The organism is Kushneria konosiri (assembly GCF_002155145.1).
GTDB lineage: Bacteria > Pseudomonadota > Gammaproteobacteria > Pseudomonadales > Halomonadaceae > Kushneria > Kushneria konosiri.
In genome coordinates, this window is the sequence record NZ_CP021323.1 from 1,728,489 (window position 1) to 1,748,977 (window position 20,489).

Below are 20,489 nucleotides of genomic sequence, written 5' to 3' on the forward strand. Positions count from 1 at the left end.
GATGATGTGATCGTTGTAAAGATTCTTGGGTAAGCAGTTTCACCTGAAAGGTCTGTATCCTGTCCGTGCACGGACAACAAGCTTTTTCGTGAACGTGACTTGATCGATAAAGTTGGGCCCGCATGTGCTTCCGCTTCAGCCTCGTGAGGAAAAATTTGCTGAACCAAAGAGGTTGTAATCCAGCCCTACGCTACCTCAACAACCGCACCATTAACTTCCGTACTCCTCGTATCTCCGCCCCTGCACGCCGCCGCCAGCTCCACCACCACACGTCTCTGATGCACCTTGAGGCTGGTTTCCCTGTCCCGGTAGTGTGCGTTGGCGAGCCAGTTGAAGCTGCCGACAATCGCATATCGTTTATCCACAACCAGACACTTTTCGTGCGTGGGACGCTGCACGATGGTCAGTTGGCCTTTTCGGCTGCGCTTCCCAATCTCCTTTAGACGTTCCAGCGCCCTGGTCGCCGTCTCGGAAAGCCGGTGCTGCCCGTCGCGGTCGCTCGCGCCGTAGGCAATGTGGACGTTCACGCCCCGGTCGAGGGCGCCTGCCAGCAGAGTACAGAATTGATCATTCACGACCCGATCGGATAGCCAGCCGGAGACGACCACCAGTTCCTTTTTGGCAGTTCTGAGGGCGTGGGTCAGCTCGTCGTGATGAGCGCGGTTGTGCACCAGAGCGTTTGGGGTGGCTTTCCTGCGGGTGCTGGCTGTCTGTTGGCCGGTGGTTTTGGGTGTGCTCTCAACCAGCTGCTTCTGCTTGATGAAACACCAGGTGCCGTACCAGCTTATCCAGGCCGTGAAGGTCTGGACGATGATATAGCCGGGCCCTTCGAGCGTTGCGAGCGACCACAATGTCCAGCCCAGCGCGGAAACCATTCCCAGGTTGCGATGAATTCGGGTCAGGCAGAGTACCGAGACAAAAACCACCAGCTGATAATGCAAAAACGTCATCGGATAATGCCTAGAAAAATCAGCATTTTATCGATCAATGATTATTTAGGCCATGCCTGATGGCAGGTGACCTCAGGTTGCTCCGGTTCTGCTTTTGATATGAGGGCTACACTCCTGTCATGAACCGACGCAGTGCGCGGCTTCACTGAGATCAGAAGGCTGCCGTGCTTCTCTTTTCCGGGCTGTGGCCGTATCCCTTCATCCTTGCCTTTAAAGACCGAGGAGTGCTTATGCGCGTGGCGTATCGAATGCCCATGCCCACCATGCTGCCCAGAGGCGAGCAGGACCTGGCGTATAACCTTGGGGCTGAGCGCTGGCAGCAGTTTTTTGCCCCGCATTCGCACCTCACCTTTCTGGCGGAGGTGGTTCAGGATGATGAGGCGATTGATCCCTGGCAGGAGGGCGACTGGCTGGTCGTCGACCACTCGCTGTCACTGCGCGACGGCGTGCTGGTGGTGGTCAATGTCGATGAGGCGTTTTATGTCTATCGCTATGCGCATCGCATCAACGTGCCGGTACTGGAAGGGCTGGACGGCCAGCTTTGGACGGGGGATCTGACCAACGTCGAGATGGTGGGTGTGGTGTCGCATCGGGTGCAGAAGATGTATTGAGGTGCGGGCGAGGGTCAAAACAAGAGGCCCGGCGCTCATGCGCCGGGCCTCTTCGATGGGGTGCTTTAGAAGGTTTCCCACTCTTCGGCGTCACTGTGGGCCTGAACGGCCGGTTTCCGTGTGGCCGGGGGGGCCGGTTTGCGCGTGGCCGCTGCGGGCGTTCTGACGGGCTCTGTCTTTCTGGCCGGTGTAGAAGCGGACGCTGTCGTCATGTTGGGTCTTTTCAGCGCCGGTGACGCCACGGGGCGAGGGCCGGTGGCGGTAACACGGAAATAGGCCACCTGTTCCTTGAGCGCCCGAGCGCTTTGCTCCATGGAGCGGCTGGCTGCGGCCGCTTCTTCGACCAGCGCCGCATTCTGCTGCGTGACGCTGTCCATCTGGGAGATGGCCTGGTTGATCTGTTCGATGCCGGACGTCTGTTCCTGACTTGCCGAGGCAATTTCGGTCACGATTTCGGCCATGCTGTTGATGCCGGTGACGATCTCCTGCAGCGTCCGTCCGGAGTGATTGACCAGTTCGGAGCCGTTATTGACCTTCTCGACGCTATCGTTGACCAGCGCCTTGATGTCTCGCGCGGCCTCGGCACTGCGGCTGGAAAGGGTGCGCACTTCGCTGGCCACCACGGCAAAGCCGCGGCCCTGCTCGCCTGCCCGGGCCGCTTCGACGGCGGCGTTCAGGGCCAGCAGGTTGGTCTGGAAGGCGATCGAGTCGATCAGCCCGACAATTTCGGCAATCTTCTGACTGGAGGCGCTGATTTCCGCCATGGCAAGGGTGGTTTTTTCCACCACCTGGCTGCCGTCATGCGCTTTCTGACGAACGTTTTGTGCCAGCTGGCTGGCCTGAGTGGCGTTATCGGCGTTCTGGCGTACCGTGGAGGTGATCTCCTCCATGGAGGCGGCGGTTTCTTCAAGGCTTGCCGCCTGCTCCTGTGTCCGACGGGAGAGATCATCATTGCCCGAGGCAATTTCACTGGAGGCGCTGCCGACGGCTTCAGCATTGTTTCTGACGTCGCTAACCACATGGGCCAGTTGTTTTTGCATGTCGTTCAGGTTGCCAAGCAGTCCGGCAAATTCATCCCGCCCCTTGATTTCGATGGTGTTGGCCAGATTGCCCTGGGCAATTTCACCGGAAATGTCTCTGGCCTGATTCAAAGGCCCAAGAATGCCGCGGGCAAACCGCCAGAACGCCAGCGTCGTCATTGCCAGTGCAAACAGGACGGCACCGGCAATGGCCGTCAGTAGAACGTTCATGTTTTTTTGACTGGCCAGGAACTTGGCCTGCACCTGCTGTTCATTGATGTCGCCGGCCTTGCCCAGATTTCCGGAGACGGCCAGATAGGGTTCGCGGAGCTGAAGATTACCCGTGGGCGGGGAAAAATCGCCACTTTTCATGCGCTCGACATTGGCGTCAAAGCGGCGCCAGTACTCTGCAAGGTCGGGGGCGATCAGGTCGGCGAGAGCCCTTTCTTCCGGCGAGGTCACATTGCGCGTCTTGTATTCCTGCCAGTTGCTGTCGGAGGCATTGCGATAGCGCGGATAGACCGACAGCAGATTTTGCAGCCCCTGAGCGGTGCCGTCATTGCGCGCCCTTAGAAGGTCTACCTGAGAGTCGGAAATCGCGGAATCCACTTGGTCGAGTATCCGCAGGGGCAGGACATCACGGTTGTAGGCTCGATCGAAATTGTCGGTAATGCTTTTCATGCCCCAGGCGCCTGCGGCGCCGATTAAAATCAAAAGCACAGCCATGGCAGCCGCAATGGCGACCAGCCTGTGTTTCACGCTTCGATTCAGAATCATGACGAGGATATCTCTGGAGAGGTGACGGGGTCGGGGTGTTTCTTCAGCGGTTATCGACCCGCAAAGGAGGGGCTGGAGCCGGTTCCAGAGAATATTTGACCTATAGGTTTCGTGGCCTTTCGCTATTGCTTCATATGTGGCTAATTTTTATATCCATTCAGGAAGGCAAGAAACATTGCCAGTCAGGGCAGGGGGCGTGTCGTCAGGCAGAGAACAGGGCGCAGGCGAAGGCGAGAAGCCATCAGGCCGACGGCATATGCCTTGGGCGGATTTTTCAGCCGCGATGACGAGCCGTTCAGGTCACGTTCGAGTCACAAGCATGCGTTTATGACGCCGAGCTTTTTATCAGGGTCGGTCGTCGTTTGAGTTCTTGCGCTTCTCGAAATACTTGTAGAGCCTCCACCAACCAATAGCGAACACAACCCCGACTATCAACGCTGCAATAATCATCATTTTTACCTATTAACAAACTTCTCTCTTAACATAGATTAATGGTGAGTGTTTGCAAACGCCATCATGGGTTGTCTGGTGAGCTGATGTCGGCTTCATTAGGGATTGAAAAACGCTGATGTCCGGGCAGGTAAGGACAAGAAGACCGCCCTGACTGGCGGTCTTCGGGGGGTGGTCAGTGCGCCAGCATTTCCTCAACGATCTGCTGATCGCTCAGGTTGGCAGGATAGTAGGTCGGCCAGTTGACCACGTTATTCAACAGTGCCTGGCGGTCATCGCCCATGTAGAGATGGTAGTGGTGGGCATCGGTGGGGGCGATGTCGTGATCGCTGAACTGGATGAAGTCCGGTGCCCGGTCGTCGCCTTCGGTCTTTTTGAAGATAAACCGGACGCCGCGGTTGCCCGCTTCGTAATTCAGAATTTCGTAGCCGTCATTGGCGTACTGACCGCTATAGGCGTCTCCGTTGGCGTGGAAGGTCACGTCCTGGCCATGAATGTCGATGCGCTCGACGTCAGTGCGGTAGCCCTCGCGGTAGTATTTTTTGTATTCCTCGGCACTCTTGTCGCCTTTTTTGGCCTTGTGGGCAAAGACCTCATCCAGCGTACCGTTCTGCAGCAGCGGATAGACCGAGCGCCAGTCACCTTCCCAGTCCGAGAGCTGGCGGGCCTTGACCTGGTCGTCATCGAAGTAACCCGAATGGATGTCCTTGTCATGTTGATGGCCTTGCTCATGATCGTGCCCATGGTCATGCCCGTGATCATGCGTGTCGGATGCGAACACCCCCTGAGTGCCGCCGGCGGCGAGCAGCCCGGCGGTTGTGAGAAAGGTGGCGGTATAACGGACGACTGCAGACGTCATGAGAGGCTCCCGATAATGATTAAAGGCTTTAATTGAACGTTATAACATAACACTTGAAAAGTGTTGACTACAAAAGTCTTGAGCCAGAAGGCCTGTGCGGTAGTCGTCCAGCAGGTCTCTGATATCTTTGTCCGAAATGGCGCATGGAAATGGCCCGCCATTCAAAGGTGAATGAGGACGTGTCATGGGGTTGGATCGGATCGGACGTCGCTCGGAATATCTTTTCATGGTGGCCGAGTGTGGCAGCGTGCGGGCGGCGGCCGAGCACATGGGCATCAATCCTTCAGTGGTCAGTCGTCAGCTTCGGGAGCTCGAACGCGATGTCGGCATGCCGATCATGGAGCGTAACGGTCGCTATCTGTCACTGACCGAGGCAGGGCGCACGGTGGTTGATAATCACATGACGCGTCGCCAGCTGGACAAGGAGCTTGAGCACTCTCTGGAGCGGTTGCGTCATCGCCGGGCCGGCAAGGTCGTCGTGGCCGTGGGTGAAGGCTTTGTGGAGAGTCTGGTCGATTCGGTACTGACCCGGGTTGCTGCTCAATACCCGGAGGTCTTCATCGAGCTGCTCAGCGGTATTTACTATCCGCGTGAGCCGCATGAAATGGTGTTGGCGGACGAGGTGGACATCGCCATCACCTACGGGCCTGAAACCGACCCGCGACTCGTGCGTCACACCTTCTCGCGCGGGCCGCTTTGTGCCCTGATGTCGCCACGACATCCGCTGGCTTCGCAGAGCTGCGTATCCCTTGAAGCGCTGTCGTCACAGAAGTTGATCTTCCTGCCGCCGGGGTCGGGTTCGCAGATGTTTGTGGAGAGCCTGTTTCGATCGGAACAGCGTATCGTGACGCCGGCCTATCGCTGCAATCTGCACTCTACGGCCAGACGCATGGCGATTGCCGGTATCGGTATCGCGTTCATGACGAAAATGGCCGCCGGACAGGATGTTGAAACCGGAAAACTGTGCGCCCTGCCGGTGGATCATCCTGCCGCTCAGGACACCTGTGGCAATCTGATCAGACGTGCCGGCCGCCGCCTGTCGCCGGCGGCCGACTATCTGTGGAAGCTGATGACCTCGATGCGCTGAAAGTGAGGGTCAGGACGACATCATGTAGATTCCGGGTCCGAAAGGCAGCCCCATCCACATCCAGAACATCAAAAACAGCGTCCAGATCAGCAGAAAGCCCATGGACAGCGGCAGCATGGTGGCCATCAGCGTGCCCAGCCCCAGATCCGGCTTGTAGCGCTGCATATAAACCAGCGCCACTGAAAAGTAGGGGCTCATGGGGGAGATGATGTTGGTGGAGGAATCGCCAATACGAAACATGGCCAGCACAAAGGCCGGATTGAAATCCAGCAGCATCAGCATGGGAACAAACACGGGCGCCATGAGGGCCCACTGCGCCGAGCCGCTGGTCATGAAGATATTGAGCGTGGTGGCCATCAGAATAAAGGCAATGACCAGAGGCACGCCGGTAAAGCCGGTCTGTTCCAGTACATTGGAGCCCTCGATGGCGATGAACTGACCCAGCTCGGACCATTTGAAGTAGGCGATGAACTGGGAAATGGCAAAAAACAGCACCAGCGTTGGCGCCAGATCCCGCGCCGATTCGGCCATGAATCCCGGGATATCACGGGCCTTTTTGATCGCGCCGGTACACAGCCCATAGGTCAGGCCGATGGCCACGAAGTAGCCAAACAGCAAGGGGACGAAAGACTCAAGGAAGGGAGAAGGGATCAGCCCGCCTTCGGCGTTGCGCAGCGGTGAGCCGGCCGGCAGTACGGAAAGCACGACCAGGCCGAAATAGATCAGCGTGATCAGGCCGACTCTTTTAAGCCCACGTTTCTCATCGTCACTGAGCGTCTTGAGCTGTACTTCGCTCATGCGCAGGGTTTCCAGCGGCTGGGTACGCCGCAGGCGCGGCTCCACCACGTAATCGATCAGCAGTGTGCCGATCAGGGCCAGCACAAACACCGAGCAGGCGACGAAGTAGTAGTTATCGATCGGTGAGATATAGGCATCACTGTCGATAATGCGCGCCGCATCGGTGGTAATGCCGGCAAACAGCGCATCGCCGGCGGTCACGAACAGGCTGGCATCGAACCCGGCGCCTGCCGCGGCATAGGCTGCAGCGGCCCCGGCCAGCGGGTGACGGCCCACTGCCTGATACACCATGGCGGCCAGCGGAATCAAAATGAGGTAGTTGGCATCGGAGGCGATGCTGCCACAGATACCGGCCATGAAAACGCAAAAGGTCAGGAGGGAGGGGGGCGCCTTGGCCACGCTGACCTGCATGAGGGTCGACATCAGTCCGACCTTGTCGGCAAGGCCAATACCGAACATGACGACCAGAATCAGCCCCAGCGGTGGAAAGCCGACAAAGTTGTCCACCATGCTGGTCAGCATGAACACGATACCGTCACCGGACAGCAGACTGCGCACCGCGACCTCGGCATCGCTTTCCGGATTGACCGCCGTCACTCCCAGCCCTGACAGCAATGCTGACAGGACAATGATCAGCCCGGACAGAATCACAAAGAGAATAAAGGGGTGGGGCAGTTTGTTGCCGACGCGCTCGACCGTATTGAGCATACCTTTCATGACGTGGATCCCTTTTGTTGTTCAGTTTGTCGTGAGGGAACAGGCGTTACTGGCTTGAGGGCAGGCCGAGAATCTCGTCAACAATGGCGACATGAACACCGGCCGCCACCTCAAGAATGTCGTCATTGAAGTCGTAACGATCATTGTGCAGATAGGCGCTCTCCGTACCGTTGCCGACAAAGAAAAAGCAGCCGGGAATGCGCTTTAAATAGAAGGCAAAGTCTTCCGCGCCCATGGTCGGCATCTCGTCGATGGCGCGAACGCGGGTGCCCAGGCCACGCTGGCTGGCGATCTCCACGACACGCTGGCTCCAGTGGGCATCGTTGACGAGCGGAGGAATCTGACGGATGGGCGTCAGCGTATATGTGGCGCCGGCCGCGCTGCAAAGGCCTTCAATCGTGGCCTGCATTTGCTGGATCAGCACCTGGCGTGAGGCGTCCCGGTCGCTGCGAATATTGAGGGTCAGCTGTGCCGAGGCAGGGATGACATTGGCCGCTTCGCCGGCATGAAAGGTGGAGACGGTAATGACGCCCGAATGCAGCGGCGATTTGTTGCGGGCCACAACGCCCTGAAGCTGTTGAATGATGCAGCCGCCCAGATAAATCGGGTCGACGGCCAGATGCGGCATGGCCGCGTGTCCTGAATGACCATGCAGGGTCAGCTCGAAGGTGTCGTTGCCGCCCATGGCCGGGCCGGATTTGACGAAGACTTCGCCGATTTCAAATCCCGGGCGATTGTGAAAGCCAAAAATATAATCGACTGCCGGGTTATCCAGTACGCCTTCCTGAATCATCCTGTCCGCGCCATTGCCGCCTTCTTCAGCGGGCTGAAAAATGAGCTTGACCGTGCCGCAGAGCTGATCGCGTCGCCGCATCAGGGCATCGGCTGCCAGCATCAGCGCGGCGGTATGGCCGTCATGACCACAGGCATGCATGACCCCCGGGATTTCTGATACGTGGTCGTGGCTGGAAACTTCCATGATGGGGAGCGCATCCATGTCGGCACGCAGTGCCACCACAGGCCCGGGCCGTCCAGTATCGAGCAGAGCGACTACACCCGTTCCTGCAACACCTGTAGTGACCTGATACCCCTTTTGTTTTAACAGCGTGGCAACACGCTCGGCGGTTCTGAACTCCTGGTAGCGCAGTTCGGGGTGACGGTGAAGATCATGGCGTAACTCGATGGCGGCCTTGATGTCGTCGCGTTCAAACATGAGTGCTTTCCTTGTTCTTGTGATGGGCTTTTCATCATGAGAAGAAGTCAGCGCTACAAAAAGATCATTTGATGTGAGTTTTGTTGCCTGTGGGTCAACAGTCGCCTGGAAAGCCGAATAATCAGTTTGATGAGCCACCTGTGTATTGCTCGTGACACCTTGTTCGGCCTTTCATCCGGTTATGAAAGTTCCCTTCTGGCAACGATGGCTGGCGGTTTTTTCAGGCCGTCAATTTGTCATGCCCCGTCCCTTCTCTGTAACTCCGTGTCGCGTCTGGTGTCCGTGCGTCATGGATGCCTCGCATTGCGACATCCACTGTTTTGAAAGCGACTTTTTCAACTATCGGAGGGCGATACGGTGTCTATAAAACCGTGTATACGTATCTATAAGCGACAAATTAAAAGGCGACTGTTGTAGCCGGGATGATGCAAGATAAGCGTCATGGCAACCGGGCTTTCGACAGGTCGAAAACGAGTCTGCCAAAACAATGACAAAAGCAGGATATAGTTGAGGAGGCATGACGACATGTTACCTGACCACAAGGCCGGCCCTGCCCCGGGTGCCAGCGGTATCACGACGCCGCAAACCATCGGTTTTCTACTGCTTGATAACTTTACGCTGATCTCACTGGCCTCGGTGATTGAGCCGCTGCGCATGGCCAATCAGCTGGCCGGGCGTGAGCTGTATCGCTGGTACACCCTGACCCACAACGGGGCACCGGTGCGCGCCAGCGATGGCCTGCAGGTAACGCCGGATGTCTCGATTACCGTGCCCCTGTCGCTGGACTGGGTGGTGGTCTGCGGTGGCGTGGCGCCACAGCACAGCGTCACACGTGAACACGCCCACTGGCTGCAGTCACAGTCACGTCAGCTGCGACGCATCGGTGCCATCTGTACGGGCAGCTGGGCGCTGGCCAAGGCGGGGCTGCTGGATCACTACGAGGCCAGCATCCACTGGGAGTGTCTGGCCTCGATGCAGGAAGCCTTCCCCAACGTCACGCTCACCACGCGGCTTTTCTCGATCGATCGGGACCGGTTTACGGCCTCCGGTGGCACGGCGCCGATGGACATGATGCTCAATCTGATCGCTCGCGACCACGGGCATGAGCTGTCGGCCGGTATCTCCGAGATGTTCATCTGCGAGCGGGTGCGTAACGAGCAGGATCATCAGCGCGTACCGCTCAAGCATGTGCTGGGCACCACGCAGCCAAAGCTGCTGGAAATCGTCGCGCTGATGGAGTCCAACCTCGAAGAGCCAATCGAGCTCGACACGCTGGCCCGCTACGTCAACGTTTCCAGGCGTCAACTGGAGCGACTGTTCCAGCGCTATCTGCACTGCTCGCCGTCACGCTATTACCTCAAACTGCGTCTGGTACGGGCGCGACAGCTGCTCAAGCAGACGTCGCTCTCCATCATCGAGGTGGCCTCGGTGTGTGGTTTCGTGTCGACACCACACTTCTCGAAATGCTATCGCGAATATTTTGGCGTGCCGCCCCGCGGTGAGCGCTCGGGCAGTAACGTCTGGTATGGCAGTAATACCAGCGCCGCCACGGCACTTCAGCAGGGCAGAATCGTGGCGGTCGAGCCGACCTCGAGTGAGCCCATGTCGAGCGCGATGATGTCGCTGGTTCATGCCCAGGGCGAACCCACGTTTGCCAGCGTGCCGCTCACGCGCTGATTGCCGAAAGCGACCCATTGTCAGTGGTCATCAGGGAGCTGTCCCCACCCGGGCAGCTCCTTTTTTGTGCCTCTTCGATCAGGGGCAGTGCACCGGCTCAGTGCAATGTCTTGATCCACTGACGTTTTGTGGCGAGATAAAAAGTCAGGGGCAGTCGCTCGGGTACTCTTTGGCAGGGGATGACGCTTTTGGAATTTTCCCCGTCGTTTCCAGGCGTCGGATGAAGCCGGGGCAGGGATATGCTCCATGCATTAGTCACCATCTGGAGCCTGACCATGACCCCTGCCGAACTGCATGACGACGCCATTGTGATCGATGGCCTGATCATCGCCAAATGGAACCGGGAACTGCTTGAAGACATGCGCCGCGGTGGTTTGACCGCCGCCAACTGCACCGTCTCGGTCTGGGAAGGGTTCAGGGCAACGGTCGATAACATCGTGGCTTCCAAGAAGCTGATGGACGAGTGCAGCGACCTGGTTCGCCCGGTACGTACGACGGCCGACATCACTCGTGCCAAGGAAGAAGGCAAGACCGGCATCATCTTTGGTTTCCAGAACGCGCATGCCTTTGAAGACCAGATCGGCTATGTCGAGGTCTTCAAGCAGCTGGGCGTGGGCATCGTACAGATGTGCTACAACACCCAGAACCTGGTCGGCACCGGCTGTTATGAGCGTGACGGCGGCCTGTCCGGTTTCGGACGCGAGATCGTGGCTGAAATGAACCGCGTGGGCATGCTGTGTGACCTGTCACACGTTGGCGCCACCACGTCGAAAGAAGTCATCCTCGAATCCAAAAAGCCGGTGTGCTACTCCCACTGCCTGCCTTCCGGGCTCAAGGAGCACCCGCGCAACAAGTCCGATGAAGAGCTCAAGTTCATCGCCGATCACGGCGGTTTTGTCGGCGTCACCATGTTCACGCCGTTTCTCAAAAACGGTGTCGATTCGACCATCGACGACTACTGCGAAGCGATCGAATACATCATGAATATCGTGGGTGAAGATGCCATCGGTATCGGCACCGATTTCACCCAGGGTCATGATCAGAACTTCTTTGAATGGCTGACCCACGACAAGGGCTATGCCCGTCGTCTGACCAATTTCGGCAAGATCATCAATCCCGAGGGCATTCGCACCGTCGGCGAATTCCCCAACCTGACAGAAGCGCTTCTAAAGCGCGGCCTGAGTGAAACTCAGGTCAGAAAGATCATGGGCGAGAACTGGGTCAGAACCCTGAAGGATGTTTGGGGCGAATAAGTCTCAAAAGGGCCGGGGCGGCTCCCTGATTCGCTGCCCTGCCTACCTTTCCTGCCCCCTTTCAGGGCCTATTCGGCTCTTGAACAACGACAAGTTTTAGGAAGACGACCGTGACGAAACAAGCCCCTGAACTCCCGATCGAAGTCGACAGCGAAACCGGTATCTGGACGACCGATGCACTGCCGATGCTGTATGTGCCGCGCCATTTCTTCATCAACAACCACATGGCCATTGAAGAGGCCCTGGGTGCCGAGAAATACGCGGAGATTCTCTATCACGCCGGCTACAAGAGCGCCTGGCACTGGTGCGAAAAGGAAGCCGAACTCCACGGTCTGGAAGGCGTCGATGTTTTCGAGCATTACATGAAGCGCCTGTCCCAGCGCGGCTGGGGGCTTTTCATCACGGAAGAGATCGATCTGGAAGCCGGTACGGCCCGCGTGCGTCTTGAGCACAGCGCTTTCGTTTATCAGATGGGCAAGGTGGATCGCAAGGTCGAATACATGTTCACCGGCTGGTTCGCCGGCGCCATGGACCAGATCCTGAGCGCCCGTGGCAGTGATATGCGTACCGTTGCCGTACAGACCCAGAGTGGCGCCCAGCAGGGCCACGATCACGGTCTGTTTGTTGTCACGCCTGCGTAACCGAGGATCTTTGAAATGGCATTCGAGGCACTTTTCAAGCCGATCCAGATCGGCAAGCACACCATCCGTAACCGCGTGGTCAGCACGGCGCATGCCGAGGTGTATGCCACCGACGGCGGCATGACCACCGACCGCTACGTCAAATACTACGAAGAGAAGGCCAAGGGCGGCTGCGGGCTTTGCATCTGCGGCGGCTCGTCGATTGTCTCCATCGACAGTCCGCAGGCCTGGTGGAGCTCGGTCAACCTGTCGACCGATCGCATCATTCCGCACTTCCAGAATCTGGCCGATGCCGTGCACAAGCATGGCGGCAAGATCATGATCCAGATCACTCACATGGGCCGTCGCTCGCGCTGGGACGGTTTCAACTGGTCGACGCTGGTCTCTCCGTCGGGCATCCGCGAGCCGGTTCACCGCTCGACCTGCAAGACGATCGAGGAAGAGGAAATCTGGCGTATCGTTGGTGACTTCGCTCAGGCAGCTCGCCGGGCGAAAGAGGGCGGCCTTGATGGCGTTGAGCTCTCTGCTGTCCACCAGCACCTGATCGACCAGTTCTGGAGCCCGCGCGTCAACAAGCGTACCGACCAGTGGGGCGGCACCTTTGAGAACCGCATGCGTTTTGGCATGGAAGTGCTCAAGGCCGTGCGCGCCGAGGTCGGCGACGACTTCGCGGTCGGCATGCGCATCACCGGTGACGAGTTCCATCCGGACGGTCTCGATCACGAAGAGATGAAGCGCATCGCGGCCTATTACGATGCCACCGGCAAGATCGACTACTTTGGTGTCGTGGGCTCGGGTTGTGATACTCACAACACTCTGGCCAACGTTATCCCCAACATGTCCTATCCGCCGGAGCCGTTTTTGCACCTGGCCTCGGGCATCAAGGAAGTGGTCAGCGTGCCGGTGATTCACGCCCAGAACATCAAGGACCCCAACCAGGCCCAGCGTATTCTGGAAGGCGGTTATGTCGACATGGTCGGCATGACGCGTGCTCACATTGCCGACCCGCACATCATTGCCAAGATCAAGAACAACCAGGTTGATCAGATCAAGCAGTGTGTTGGCGCCAACTACTGCATCGATCGCCAGTACCAGGGGCTCGACGTCCTGTGTATCCAGAACGCGGCCACGTCGCGTGAATACATGGGCCTGCCGCACATCATCGAGAAAACCGAAGGGCCAAAGCGCAAGGTCGTGGTCGTCGGTGGTGGCCCTGGCGGTATGGAAGCCGCTCGTGTCTGCGCCGAGCGCGGCCATGATGTGACCCTGTTTGAAGCAAAAGAGCAGATCGGAGGGCAGATCACCATTGCTTCAAAAGCGCCTCAGCGTGATCAGATCGCTGGTATTACCCGCTGGTATCAGCTCGAGCTGACGCGTCTGGGCGTCGATCAGCGACTGGGTACCAAGGCCGATGAAGCCACCATCAAGGATCTGCGTCCGGACGTGGTGATTCTGGCGACCGGCGGCCGACCGTTCCTGTCGCAGGTGCCGGAGTGGGGCTATGACGAGGACAGCGGCAAGAGCCTGGTCGTCAGCACCTGGGACATCCTTGATGGCAGCGTTGAGCCGGGCAAGAACGTCCTGATCTTTGACACCATCTGCGAGTTTTCAGGGGTCTCCGCCGCTGACTATCTGGCCGACAAGGGCTCGCGGGTCGAAATCGTCACCGACGACATCAAGCCCGGTGCTGCCGTGGGCGGTACGACCTTCCCGACGTACTACCGCAGCCTCTATGAGAAGGAGGTCATCATGACCTCGGATCTCGCGCTGCATAAGGTCTATCGCGAGGGTGACTCCCTGGTGGCGGTGCTCGAAAACGAATATACCGGTGCCATGGAAGAGCGTGTCGTCGATCAGGTCGTGGTCGAAAACGGGGTTCGTCCGGATGAGGCGCTGTATTACAGCCTCAAGGATCAGTCACGCAACAAGGGCCAGACCGATATCGAGGCGCTCTACGCCATCGAGCCGCAGCCCTGCCTGTCCGAGAGCGGTGACGGCTTTGCGCTGTTCCGTCTGGGTGACTGCACCGCGCCACGCAACACGCATGCCGCCATCTATGATGCGCTGCGGTTGTGCAAGGACTTCTGAAACAATAACGCTGTAAGCTGAACGTCATGGGCCCTCGGGCCCGTGACGTTTCGTCCTTACGGTGTCTCCGAGAGGAGAGACGCCATGCTCGATATCCTTTTGCCGATACTGCTGTTTTCTGCGTTGTTGCTGGCCGCCATCGGTGCGGTGCGTCGCGTGCGCCTGTGGCGCCAGGGGCGACCCTCTCCCGTGCCCATCATGCGCGGACTGATGCAGATGCCCAGACGCTATCTGGTGGATCTGCACCACATTGTTGATCGCGACAAGTACATCTCCAAAACCCACGTGGCCACCGCCGGCGGCTTTGTACTGGCCGCGCTGCTGGCCATCATTGTCCACGGCTTTGGACTTGATAGCGCCATTCTTGCTTGGGTACTGCTGGCCGCCACGATCAGCATGTTCGTGGGCAGCCTGTTTGTCGCCAAACGCCGCAATCCGCCGCCGCAGCGACTGTCAAAAGGGCCCTGGATGCGCCTGCCCAAGAGCCTGATGGCCTTTTCGGTCGGCATGTTCATGGTGACGCTGCCGACCGCCGGCATTCTGCCGGAAGACGCCGGTGGCTGGCTGATCGCGCTGGTACTGGCCGCGGTGGTCACCTGTGGGCTTGGCGAGATGTTCTTTGGCATGACCTGGGGGGGACCGATGAAGCACGCCTTCGCCGGTGCCCTGCATCTTGCCTTTCACCGTCGTCAGGAGCGTTTTTCCGATGGCACTGGTGGTGAGCATCGCTCGACCGGTCTGAAGGCGCTGAAGCTTGATGACGACACGAAAAAGCTCGGCGTTGAAAAGCCTGCCGACTTTACCTGGAACCAGCTGCTGGGCTTTGACGCCTGCGTGCAGTGCGGTCGCTGTGAAGCCATGTGCCCGGCGTTTGCTGCCGGTCAGCCGCTCAATCCGAAAAAGCTGATTCAGGACATGGTCATCGGCATGGCCGGCGGCACCGATGCGAACTATCACGGCTCGCCTTATCCGGGTAAGCCGATCGGTGAGCATGGTGGCAGCCCGAACGGGCCGATCGTGCCCCGCGAAGGGCGTGCGCTGGTAGATGCCGAGACGCTGTGGTCCTGCACCACCTGTCGTGCCTGTGTTGAAGAGTGTCCGATGATGATCGAACACGTCGATGCCATCGTCGACATGCGTCGTTTCCTGACGCTTGAGCATGGCAACACGCCCAACAAGGGTGCCGAGGTACTGGATAATCTGATCGCCACGGACAATCCCGGCGGTTTCGATCCTGACTCGCGTCTGCACTGGGCGGCGGATCTCAATCTGCCCCTGATGGCGGATAAAAAAGAGGCCGAGGTGCTGCTGTGGCTGGGTGACGGTGTCTTTGACATGCGTAACCAGCGCACGCTGCGCTCGCTGATCAAGGTGCTGCGTGCTGCCGATGTCGACTTTGCCGTGCTCGGCAACGAGGAGCGCGACAGTGGTGATGTGGCCCGTCGCCTGGGCGATGAAGCTACCTTCCAGGCTCTGGCGAAGCGCAACATCCGCACCATGAGCCAGTATCGCTTCTCGCGCATTGTCACCTGTGACCCGCACAGCTTCCACGTACTCAAGAACGAGTATGGTGAGCTGGGCACGGCTGACATGCCGGCCAATTACGAGGTCTATCACCACAGCACCTATATCAACGAGCTGGTCAAGGCCGAGCGACTCACCTTCAAGGCCTGGAAGGGCGGCAGCGTGACCTATCACGATCCGTGCTATCTCGGGCGCTATAACGGCGAGTACGAAGCCCCGCGCGATGTACTCAAGGCGCTGGGTATCGAGGTCAAGGAAATGGCGCGTTCCGGCTATCGTTCGCGCTGCTGCGGCGGTGGCGGCGGTGCGCCGATCACCGATATTCCCGGCAAGCAGCGTATTCCCGATATGCGAATGGGCGACGTGCGTGAAACCGGTGCTGACACGGTCGCAGTCGGTTGCCCGCAGTGTACGGCCATGCTGGAAGGCGTGGTGGAACCCCGCGCCGATATCAAGGACATTGCCGAGCTGGTGGCAGATGCACTCACCACCGATGCCGCTGCAGAAAAGAAGGCGTCAGGCAAGAGTGCCTCGCAGACCGAGCGTAATGTCGAGGAGGTAACGTCATGAGCGAGCTTGTTCGTCGCGACCCCCGCAAGGAGTGGATCGCCCGTAACCGTCTGCACCCTCAGCACCTGGAAGTGCTGGCCGAGATCGGCGGTGGCAGTGTGGCCAGTGAGTGGATGGGGCCTAACGGCCTGATGCGGCGTAATCCGCATGCCGTCGGCTTCATGGGCCCCAACGGCATTCGCCGGATCGACCGCAGCGGTGCCCAGCAGGCGTCGCAGGCTACCGGACGCAGCGCCGAGGCAAAAGACAGCCGTCGCAGTGTCACCATCGAGTCGCCGGCGTTCATGGTGGCCGTGGTGCCCGACATGGCCGGTGGCCGTCTCTCCGGTCACGACCGTGATCTGCTGGGGCTTGCCCGTCAGCTGGCCGATGCTGATCCGGACCATCCCGGCGCCGTGCTGGCCATCGTCTATGGCGAGCACAAGGAATCCACCTTCGATGAGGCCGGTATCGATCGTCTGCTCTGTCTGGAAGGCGAGCAGTTTGACGGCTATACGCCTGAAAACCGTATTGCGGCTTTGCAGGGCGTGGATCGGGAGCTTTCACCGCGCTACTGGCTGATGCCGGATTCCACCCAGGGCGGCGGCGAACTGGGCCGACGTCTGGGCGTGCGCCTGGGCGAGCGTGCCGCCACCCAGGTCTGGCAGGTCGAAGCCAACAGCGACAGCGCCACCGGCTGGCGCTGCATCACCCGGGGTGCTGCCGGCACGACCGACATCGTTCGCGATCTGCCGCGCGTCGTGATTGCGCTGGCCGAGTGCGCTGATCCGATCACCGAGACCCGGCACGCAGCCGAACCCATCGAGCTCTCCCAGCCGCTGCCCAATGTGCTCGGTCGCATCGAGGACATTGGCGAAGTTGCCGTCGATCCGGCCAGCGTGTCGCTGGCGGAAGCCGAGTTCATCCTCTCTGCCGGCAACGGCGTCAAGGACTGGGATAACTATCATCACGCCGCCGAAGTGCTGGGGGCAACCAAGGGCGCCTCACGCGTGGCGGTCGACGATGGCCATATGCCGCGTGACCGTCAGGTCGGCGCCACCGGCACCTGGGTGTCGGCGAAGGTCTATGTGGCTGTGGGCATCTCGGGTGCCATTCAGCACCTGCAGGGCATTCAGACCTGCGAAAAGGTCGTGGCCATCAACCTTGATGAAGGCTGCGACATGGTCAAGCGTGCCGATCTGGCCGTGATTGGCGATGCCAACGCTATCCTTGCGGCGCTGGTTGAGCGCGTAGAGCAGTACCGCGCCGAGCAGGAGGAGAATCGCGATGCCGCTTAACGCCGAATCCTCAAGTGCTTCCGGACTCGATGTGGCCGTACTGGTCTCGATCGGGCGTCACCCGCTGACCGCGCGTACGCGTCGCGCCGACCAGGATGCCCGCGCCGTGGAAATGGCGCTGAGCCTCAAGGGCGCTTCGGTCAGTCTGATGCACGCCGGCCAGCATGACAGCAGCAATGAAGAGGCCATTCGTGGCTATCTCGGCATGGGGATTGAAGAGATCCGCCTGCTCGAGCAGATGCCTCAGGCCGATGTGGTGCCCGTGCTGACCGATGCCCTGCGCGCCAGTACGCCGCAGCTGGTGCTGACCGGTACGCGCGCCGAGACCGGGGAAGGCTCAGGCATTTTGCCCTATCTGCTCGCTGAAGCGCTGGGGTGGCCGGTCATTAACGGTCTGGCTGCCGTTGAAAAGGTCGAGAAGGGCGTGGCCACGGTGCTTCAGGCCCTGCCGCGTGGCAAGCGCCGCCGTCTGCGCGTGCGCCTGCCGGCGATCGCCACGGTGGATACCAGCGCCCCGGCGGCCCGTCAGAGTGCCTTTGGTCCGGCTCGCCGCGGCGAGCTCGAGGTCCAGTCGCAGGCCAGCGAAGCGGATGAGTCGCTGGCGCAGTGGCAGATTCAGCCGGCCCGCAAGCGTCCCAAGCGCCTCAAGGTTATCAAATCCTCTTCGGCTCGCGACCGCTTCAAGGCGGCGGCGGCCAAGGCCGACGGCGGTGGTGGACAGACCCTCACCGATGTCACGCCGGAGCAGGGCGCCGAAGCCATCTTTAAACTGCTCAGGGAAGAGGGTGTGCTGCGCTGATAACCTGCCGCGCGCCGCCATTGGTGACGCGCTAAAGGGATCACGAGCATCGGTTAAAAAAAGGGATTAAAACGCATTGTGCCCTGCCTTATGGCGGGGCGTTTTCGTTTATGGACCGCGCCGACAAGAGGATGGACCGCCAGAAGAGAAGAGAAGGGCTCAGTGGACCCGGCTGGAACAAAATGGGTCAAACGGGATGGTCTGGACAGGGCGGCTACACGGCAGGGCTGCTCGACGGATGCCGCCGAAGACACCATGGCACGTGATGGCGCCCACCACGGAAACCGGCCCCGAAGGGCCGGTCGGAAGTGCGTTGATAGCGCAGGGATCAGGAGCGGGCAGGTTGCATGTCCGTTGCGCGCTGACCGCGCTTTCGTACTACCCAGTAGCCCACGCTGCCTGCGGCCAGCAGCATCGCGCCGCAACCGGCTGCCAGCATATAGCCTCCTGTGACGGCCTGAGCAGATATGCCAAACGGGTCGGCCAGTGACTCAAGCGTCGTGGCGTACTGAACCCACAAAAAGACGCCGATGCCAATGCCGGCCAGCATGGTGCAGGCCGCAATCACACGGGTGCCGGAAATCCATGTGGCGCTGACCTCGCGGTCATACTCATGCAGAAAGTCACGATACGCCTGCTGAATGTCGGTGACCCGGGTCAGTCTGGAGGCCACGATGATCGCCACCAGTGCGGCCAGTGTGCTGAGCACGACCGGGTGAAGATAGACGGGCAGCGAGATCCACTGCGCCTGATCCATCAGCGACAGGGCGATATTACCGACAAAACCAACCGTCAGACCCCAGCCGGCTCCGGCGGCGGTAATACGACGGCTCCAGACGCTCATCAACGCCACCGGCCCCCAGGAAGACGCAAAGAGGGTAGCGGCAAACCAGACCACGGCCATGACCGCCGGCGACTGAAAGAGTGCAATGATCAGCGAGACCAGTCCGGCGCCCAGAATCGACAGGCGACTGGCACGCATGGCGGCCTTTTCGCTGCGGTTGGGCGGCAGGATGTCGTTGGAAAGACTAAAGCCGATGATCGATAAAAACGTCGAACACGAGGACAGCCCCGCGGCAAAGACACCGGTGAGAATGACCACGCCCAGCCAGGTCGGCAGGATATTGAGTGAGGCCCAGATCATGGCACGCTCGCCATCAAGGCTGCTGTCATAGAGGTTAATGGCCGCGCCGGTCATCATCATCAAGGCATAGAAAACGGCCAGGGCTACTGCCGTCAGCATGGCCGAGCGCATCACGACGTGCTCGTTGCGGGCCATGAGATAGCGACTCGACTGCCAGGGACTGGCGGCCAGCACCGCCGCCCAGACCAGTCCCAGAGTAATGCCCCAGGTCAGGGCTTCGCCCGGCGTCGAGAAGGTGGCGTCCGGTCCTTCCAGTACCCCATGCCACAGGGCGATGTCGGGCTTGTCGGTCTGGCTTAAAAGTCCTTCGATCACGCCATGCCAGCCGCCCAGATCCTGCAGGATATATATCGAACCGCCAAGCGCTGCCAGCGAAAAGATCACGAACATGATGGTATCGGTCACCATGACGCCGGGAGAGCCGGAGTAGAGAATAAAGCCGATATAGGTCAGCCATACCAGCACCAGCCCGGTCCAGTACGGCATGCCGGTCAGCTCCGAGAACATGATGCCGGCGCCCTGCATGACCCCTACCAGATACGCTCCGAGCCCAACCACGGTCGTCAGTCCGGCAATCATCTGCACGCGCCTTGAATCGAAGCGCTTGCCGAAGAACTCCGGCACTGTTCTGGCCTCGCTGCGCCGCAGATACCGGCCAAAGGCCAGCGCACCCAGCAGACACCCTGACGTACTGATGGCGGCGAAAATCAGCATCACAAAGGGATAGCCGTCGTAGGCAAAGCCGGTTTCGCCAAGAAAGGCACTGGTGCTCAGATAGCTGGCCACCAGCGTGCCCAGAATGAAAAAGGTCGGGGCATTGCGCCCGGCCACCAGGTAGTCATCGAGATGTTTGACGCGTCGCCCGGCCAGATGGCCGATCAAAAAGTAGCCGACGAGGCTGCACAGAATGGCGATGGTATAAACCATGAAAGGGCTCCAGCTTTATGAGTCTTTTATTGCTTGTATTGAAAAGCATGTCGCGAGCGACCCGAAGGCTCATGCGCGCCAGCGTCACGAGACATGGCATTTGCGACA

The 20,489-nt window shown here is 59.5% G+C and carries 15 protein-coding genes; 9 read left to right on the top strand and 6 right to left on the bottom strand.

The features are described 5' to 3' along the window. Nucleotides 1-185: 185 nt before the first annotated feature. Nucleotides 186-950 (bottom strand): phospholipase D-like domain-containing protein, encoded by a 765-nt coding sequence (locus B9G99_RS08045; RefSeq protein WP_086621584.1) that lies wholly within the window; start codon nt 948-950, stop codon nt 186-188. Between the two features lie 230 nt (nt 951-1,180). Between B9G99_RS08045 and B9G99_RS08050 the strand changes: the two genes are divergently transcribed. Next, nucleotides 1,181-1,561, top strand: a complete 381-nt coding sequence (locus B9G99_RS08050) for a S24 family peptidase (RefSeq protein ID WP_086621585.1) — start codon at nt 1,181-1,183, stop codon at nt 1,559-1,561. Nucleotides 1,562-1,626: 65 nt separating this feature from the next. Here the strand turns inward: B9G99_RS08050 and B9G99_RS08055 are convergent, their stop codons facing one another. Together B9G99_RS08055 and B9G99_RS08060 are read right to left on the bottom strand one after the other, a co-directional pair. Next, entirely contained in the window at nt 1,627-3,357 is a 1,731-nt protein-coding gene (locus B9G99_RS08055; RefSeq protein WP_086621586.1) for a methyl-accepting chemotaxis protein, read from the bottom strand. Nucleotides 3,358-3,982: 625 nt separating this feature from the next. Next, nucleotides 3,983-4,666, bottom strand: a complete 684-nt coding sequence (locus B9G99_RS08060; protein WP_086621587.1) for a metal-binding protein ZinT — start codon at nt 4,664-4,666, stop codon at nt 3,983-3,985. 184 nt (nt 4,667-4,850) lie between these two features. On the opposite strand from B9G99_RS08060, the gene B9G99_RS08065 reads away from it, so the two are divergent. Next, nucleotides 4,851-5,753, top strand: coding sequence for a LysR family transcriptional regulator (locus B9G99_RS08065; protein WP_227875985.1), 903 nt, complete (start codon nt 4,851-4,853; stop codon nt 5,751-5,753). A gap of 9 nt (nt 5,754-5,762) precedes the next feature. On the opposite strand, the gene B9G99_RS08070 is transcribed toward B9G99_RS08065, so the two are convergent. Together B9G99_RS08070 and B9G99_RS08075 are read right to left on the bottom strand one after the other, a co-directional pair. Continuing rightward, complete coding sequence (locus B9G99_RS08070; protein ID WP_086621588.1) at nt 5,763-7,268, bottom strand: AbgT family transporter; 1,506 nt, start codon at nt 7,266-7,268, stop codon at nt 5,763-5,765. A gap of 46 nt (nt 7,269-7,314) precedes the next feature. Then, complete coding sequence (locus B9G99_RS08075; protein ID WP_086621589.1) at nt 7,315-8,481, bottom strand: M20 metallopeptidase family protein; 1,167 nt, start codon at nt 8,479-8,481, stop codon at nt 7,315-7,317. 525 nt (nt 8,482-9,006) lie between these two features. Between B9G99_RS08075 and gbdR the strand changes: the two genes are divergently transcribed. The 7 genes from gbdR to etfB all read left to right on the top strand — a co-directional run bounded on the left by gbdR (nt 9,007) and on the right by etfB (nt 18,310). After that, the gene (gbdR, locus tag B9G99_RS08080) at nt 9,007-10,158 is read left to right on the top strand and encodes a choline metabolism transcriptional regulator GbdR (protein WP_086621590.1); all 1,152 of its coding nucleotides are present in this window, start codon (nt 9,007-9,009) and stop codon (nt 10,156-10,158) included. 275 nt (nt 10,159-10,433) lie between these two features. Then, a complete protein-coding gene (locus B9G99_RS08085) occupies nt 10,434-11,411 on the top strand; it encodes a dipeptidase (protein WP_086621591.1) in 978 nt (325 codons plus the stop codon). 110 nt (nt 11,412-11,521) lie between these two features. Further along, entirely contained in the window at nt 11,522-12,052 is a 531-nt protein-coding gene (locus B9G99_RS08090; protein WP_086621592.1) for a 4-vinyl reductase, read from the top strand. 15 nt (nt 12,053-12,067) lie between these two features. After that, nucleotides 12,068-14,140, top strand: a complete 2,073-nt coding sequence (gene dgcA, locus B9G99_RS08095; RefSeq protein WP_086621593.1) for a dimethylglycine demethylation protein DgcA — start codon at nt 12,068-12,070, stop codon at nt 14,138-14,140. Between the two features lie 84 nt (nt 14,141-14,224). Further along, complete coding sequence (locus B9G99_RS08100) at nt 14,225-16,234, top strand: (Fe-S)-binding protein (RefSeq protein ID WP_086621594.1); 2,010 nt, start codon at nt 14,225-14,227, stop codon at nt 16,232-16,234. Further along, nucleotides 16,231-17,511 (top strand): electron transfer flavoprotein subunit alpha, encoded by a 1,281-nt coding sequence (gene etfA, locus B9G99_RS08105; protein ID WP_086621595.1) that lies wholly within the window; start codon nt 16,231-16,233, stop codon nt 17,509-17,511. The genes B9G99_RS08100 and etfA overlap by 4 nt, the downstream gene beginning before the upstream one ends. Next, entirely contained in the window at nt 17,501-18,310 is an 810-nt protein-coding gene (etfB, locus tag B9G99_RS08110; RefSeq protein ID WP_086621596.1) for an electron transfer flavoprotein subunit beta, read from the top strand. The genes etfA and etfB overlap by 11 nt, the downstream gene beginning before the upstream one ends. A 328-nt stretch (nt 18,311-18,638) precedes the next feature. Here etfB and B9G99_RS08115 read toward each other — a convergent pair whose 3' ends face one another. Next, nucleotides 18,639-20,381 (bottom strand): sodium:solute symporter family protein, encoded by a 1,743-nt coding sequence (locus B9G99_RS08115; protein WP_086621597.1) that lies wholly within the window; start codon nt 20,379-20,381, stop codon nt 18,639-18,641. Nucleotides 20,382-20,489 lie beyond the last annotated feature (108 nt).

Bases quoted from the DNA above. Each gene is read 5' to 3' on its own strand.
- B9G99_RS08065 (WP_227875985.1), top strand. From the start codon at position 4,851: ATGGGGTTGGATCGGATCGGACGTCGCTCGGAATATCTTTTCATGGTG.
- B9G99_RS08060 (WP_086621587.1), bottom strand. From the start codon at position 4,666: ATGACGTCTGCAGTCGTCCGTTATACCGCCACCTTTCTCACAACCGCC.
- B9G99_RS08050 (WP_086621585.1), top strand. From the start codon at position 1,181: ATGCGCGTGGCGTATCGAATGCCCATGCCCACCATGCTGCCCAGAGGC.
- etfA (WP_086621595.1), top strand. From the start codon at position 16,231: ATGAGCGAGCTTGTTCGTCGCGACCCCCGCAAGGAGTGGATCGCCCGT.
- B9G99_RS08100 (WP_086621594.1), top strand. From the start codon at position 14,225: ATGCTCGATATCCTTTTGCCGATACTGCTGTTTTCTGCGTTGTTGCTG.
- gbdR (WP_086621590.1), top strand. From the start codon at position 9,007: ATGTTACCTGACCACAAGGCCGGCCCTGCCCCGGGTGCCAGCGGTATC.
- etfB (WP_086621596.1), top strand. From the start codon at position 17,501: ATGCCGCTTAACGCCGAATCCTCAAGTGCTTCCGGACTCGATGTGGCC.
- B9G99_RS08075 (WP_086621589.1), bottom strand. From the start codon at position 8,481: ATGTTTGAACGCGACGACATCAAGGCCGCCATCGAGTTACGCCATGAT.
- B9G99_RS08070 (WP_086621588.1), bottom strand. From the start codon at position 7,268: ATGAAAGGTATGCTCAATACGGTCGAGCGCGTCGGCAACAAACTGCCC.
- B9G99_RS08115 (WP_086621597.1), bottom strand. From the start codon at position 20,381: ATGGTTTATACCATCGCCATTCTGTGCAGCCTCGTCGGCTACTTTTTG.
- B9G99_RS08085 (WP_086621591.1), top strand. From the start codon at position 10,434: ATGACCCCTGCCGAACTGCATGACGACGCCATTGTGATCGATGGCCTG.
- B9G99_RS08045 (WP_086621584.1), bottom strand. From the start codon at position 950: ATGACGTTTTTGCATTATCAGCTGGTGGTTTTTGTCTCGGTACTCTGC.
- dgcA (WP_086621593.1), top strand. From the start codon at position 12,068: ATGGCATTCGAGGCACTTTTCAAGCCGATCCAGATCGGCAAGCACACC.
- B9G99_RS08055 (WP_086621586.1), bottom strand. From the start codon at position 3,357: ATGATTCTGAATCGAAGCGTGAAACACAGGCTGGTCGCCATTGCGGCT.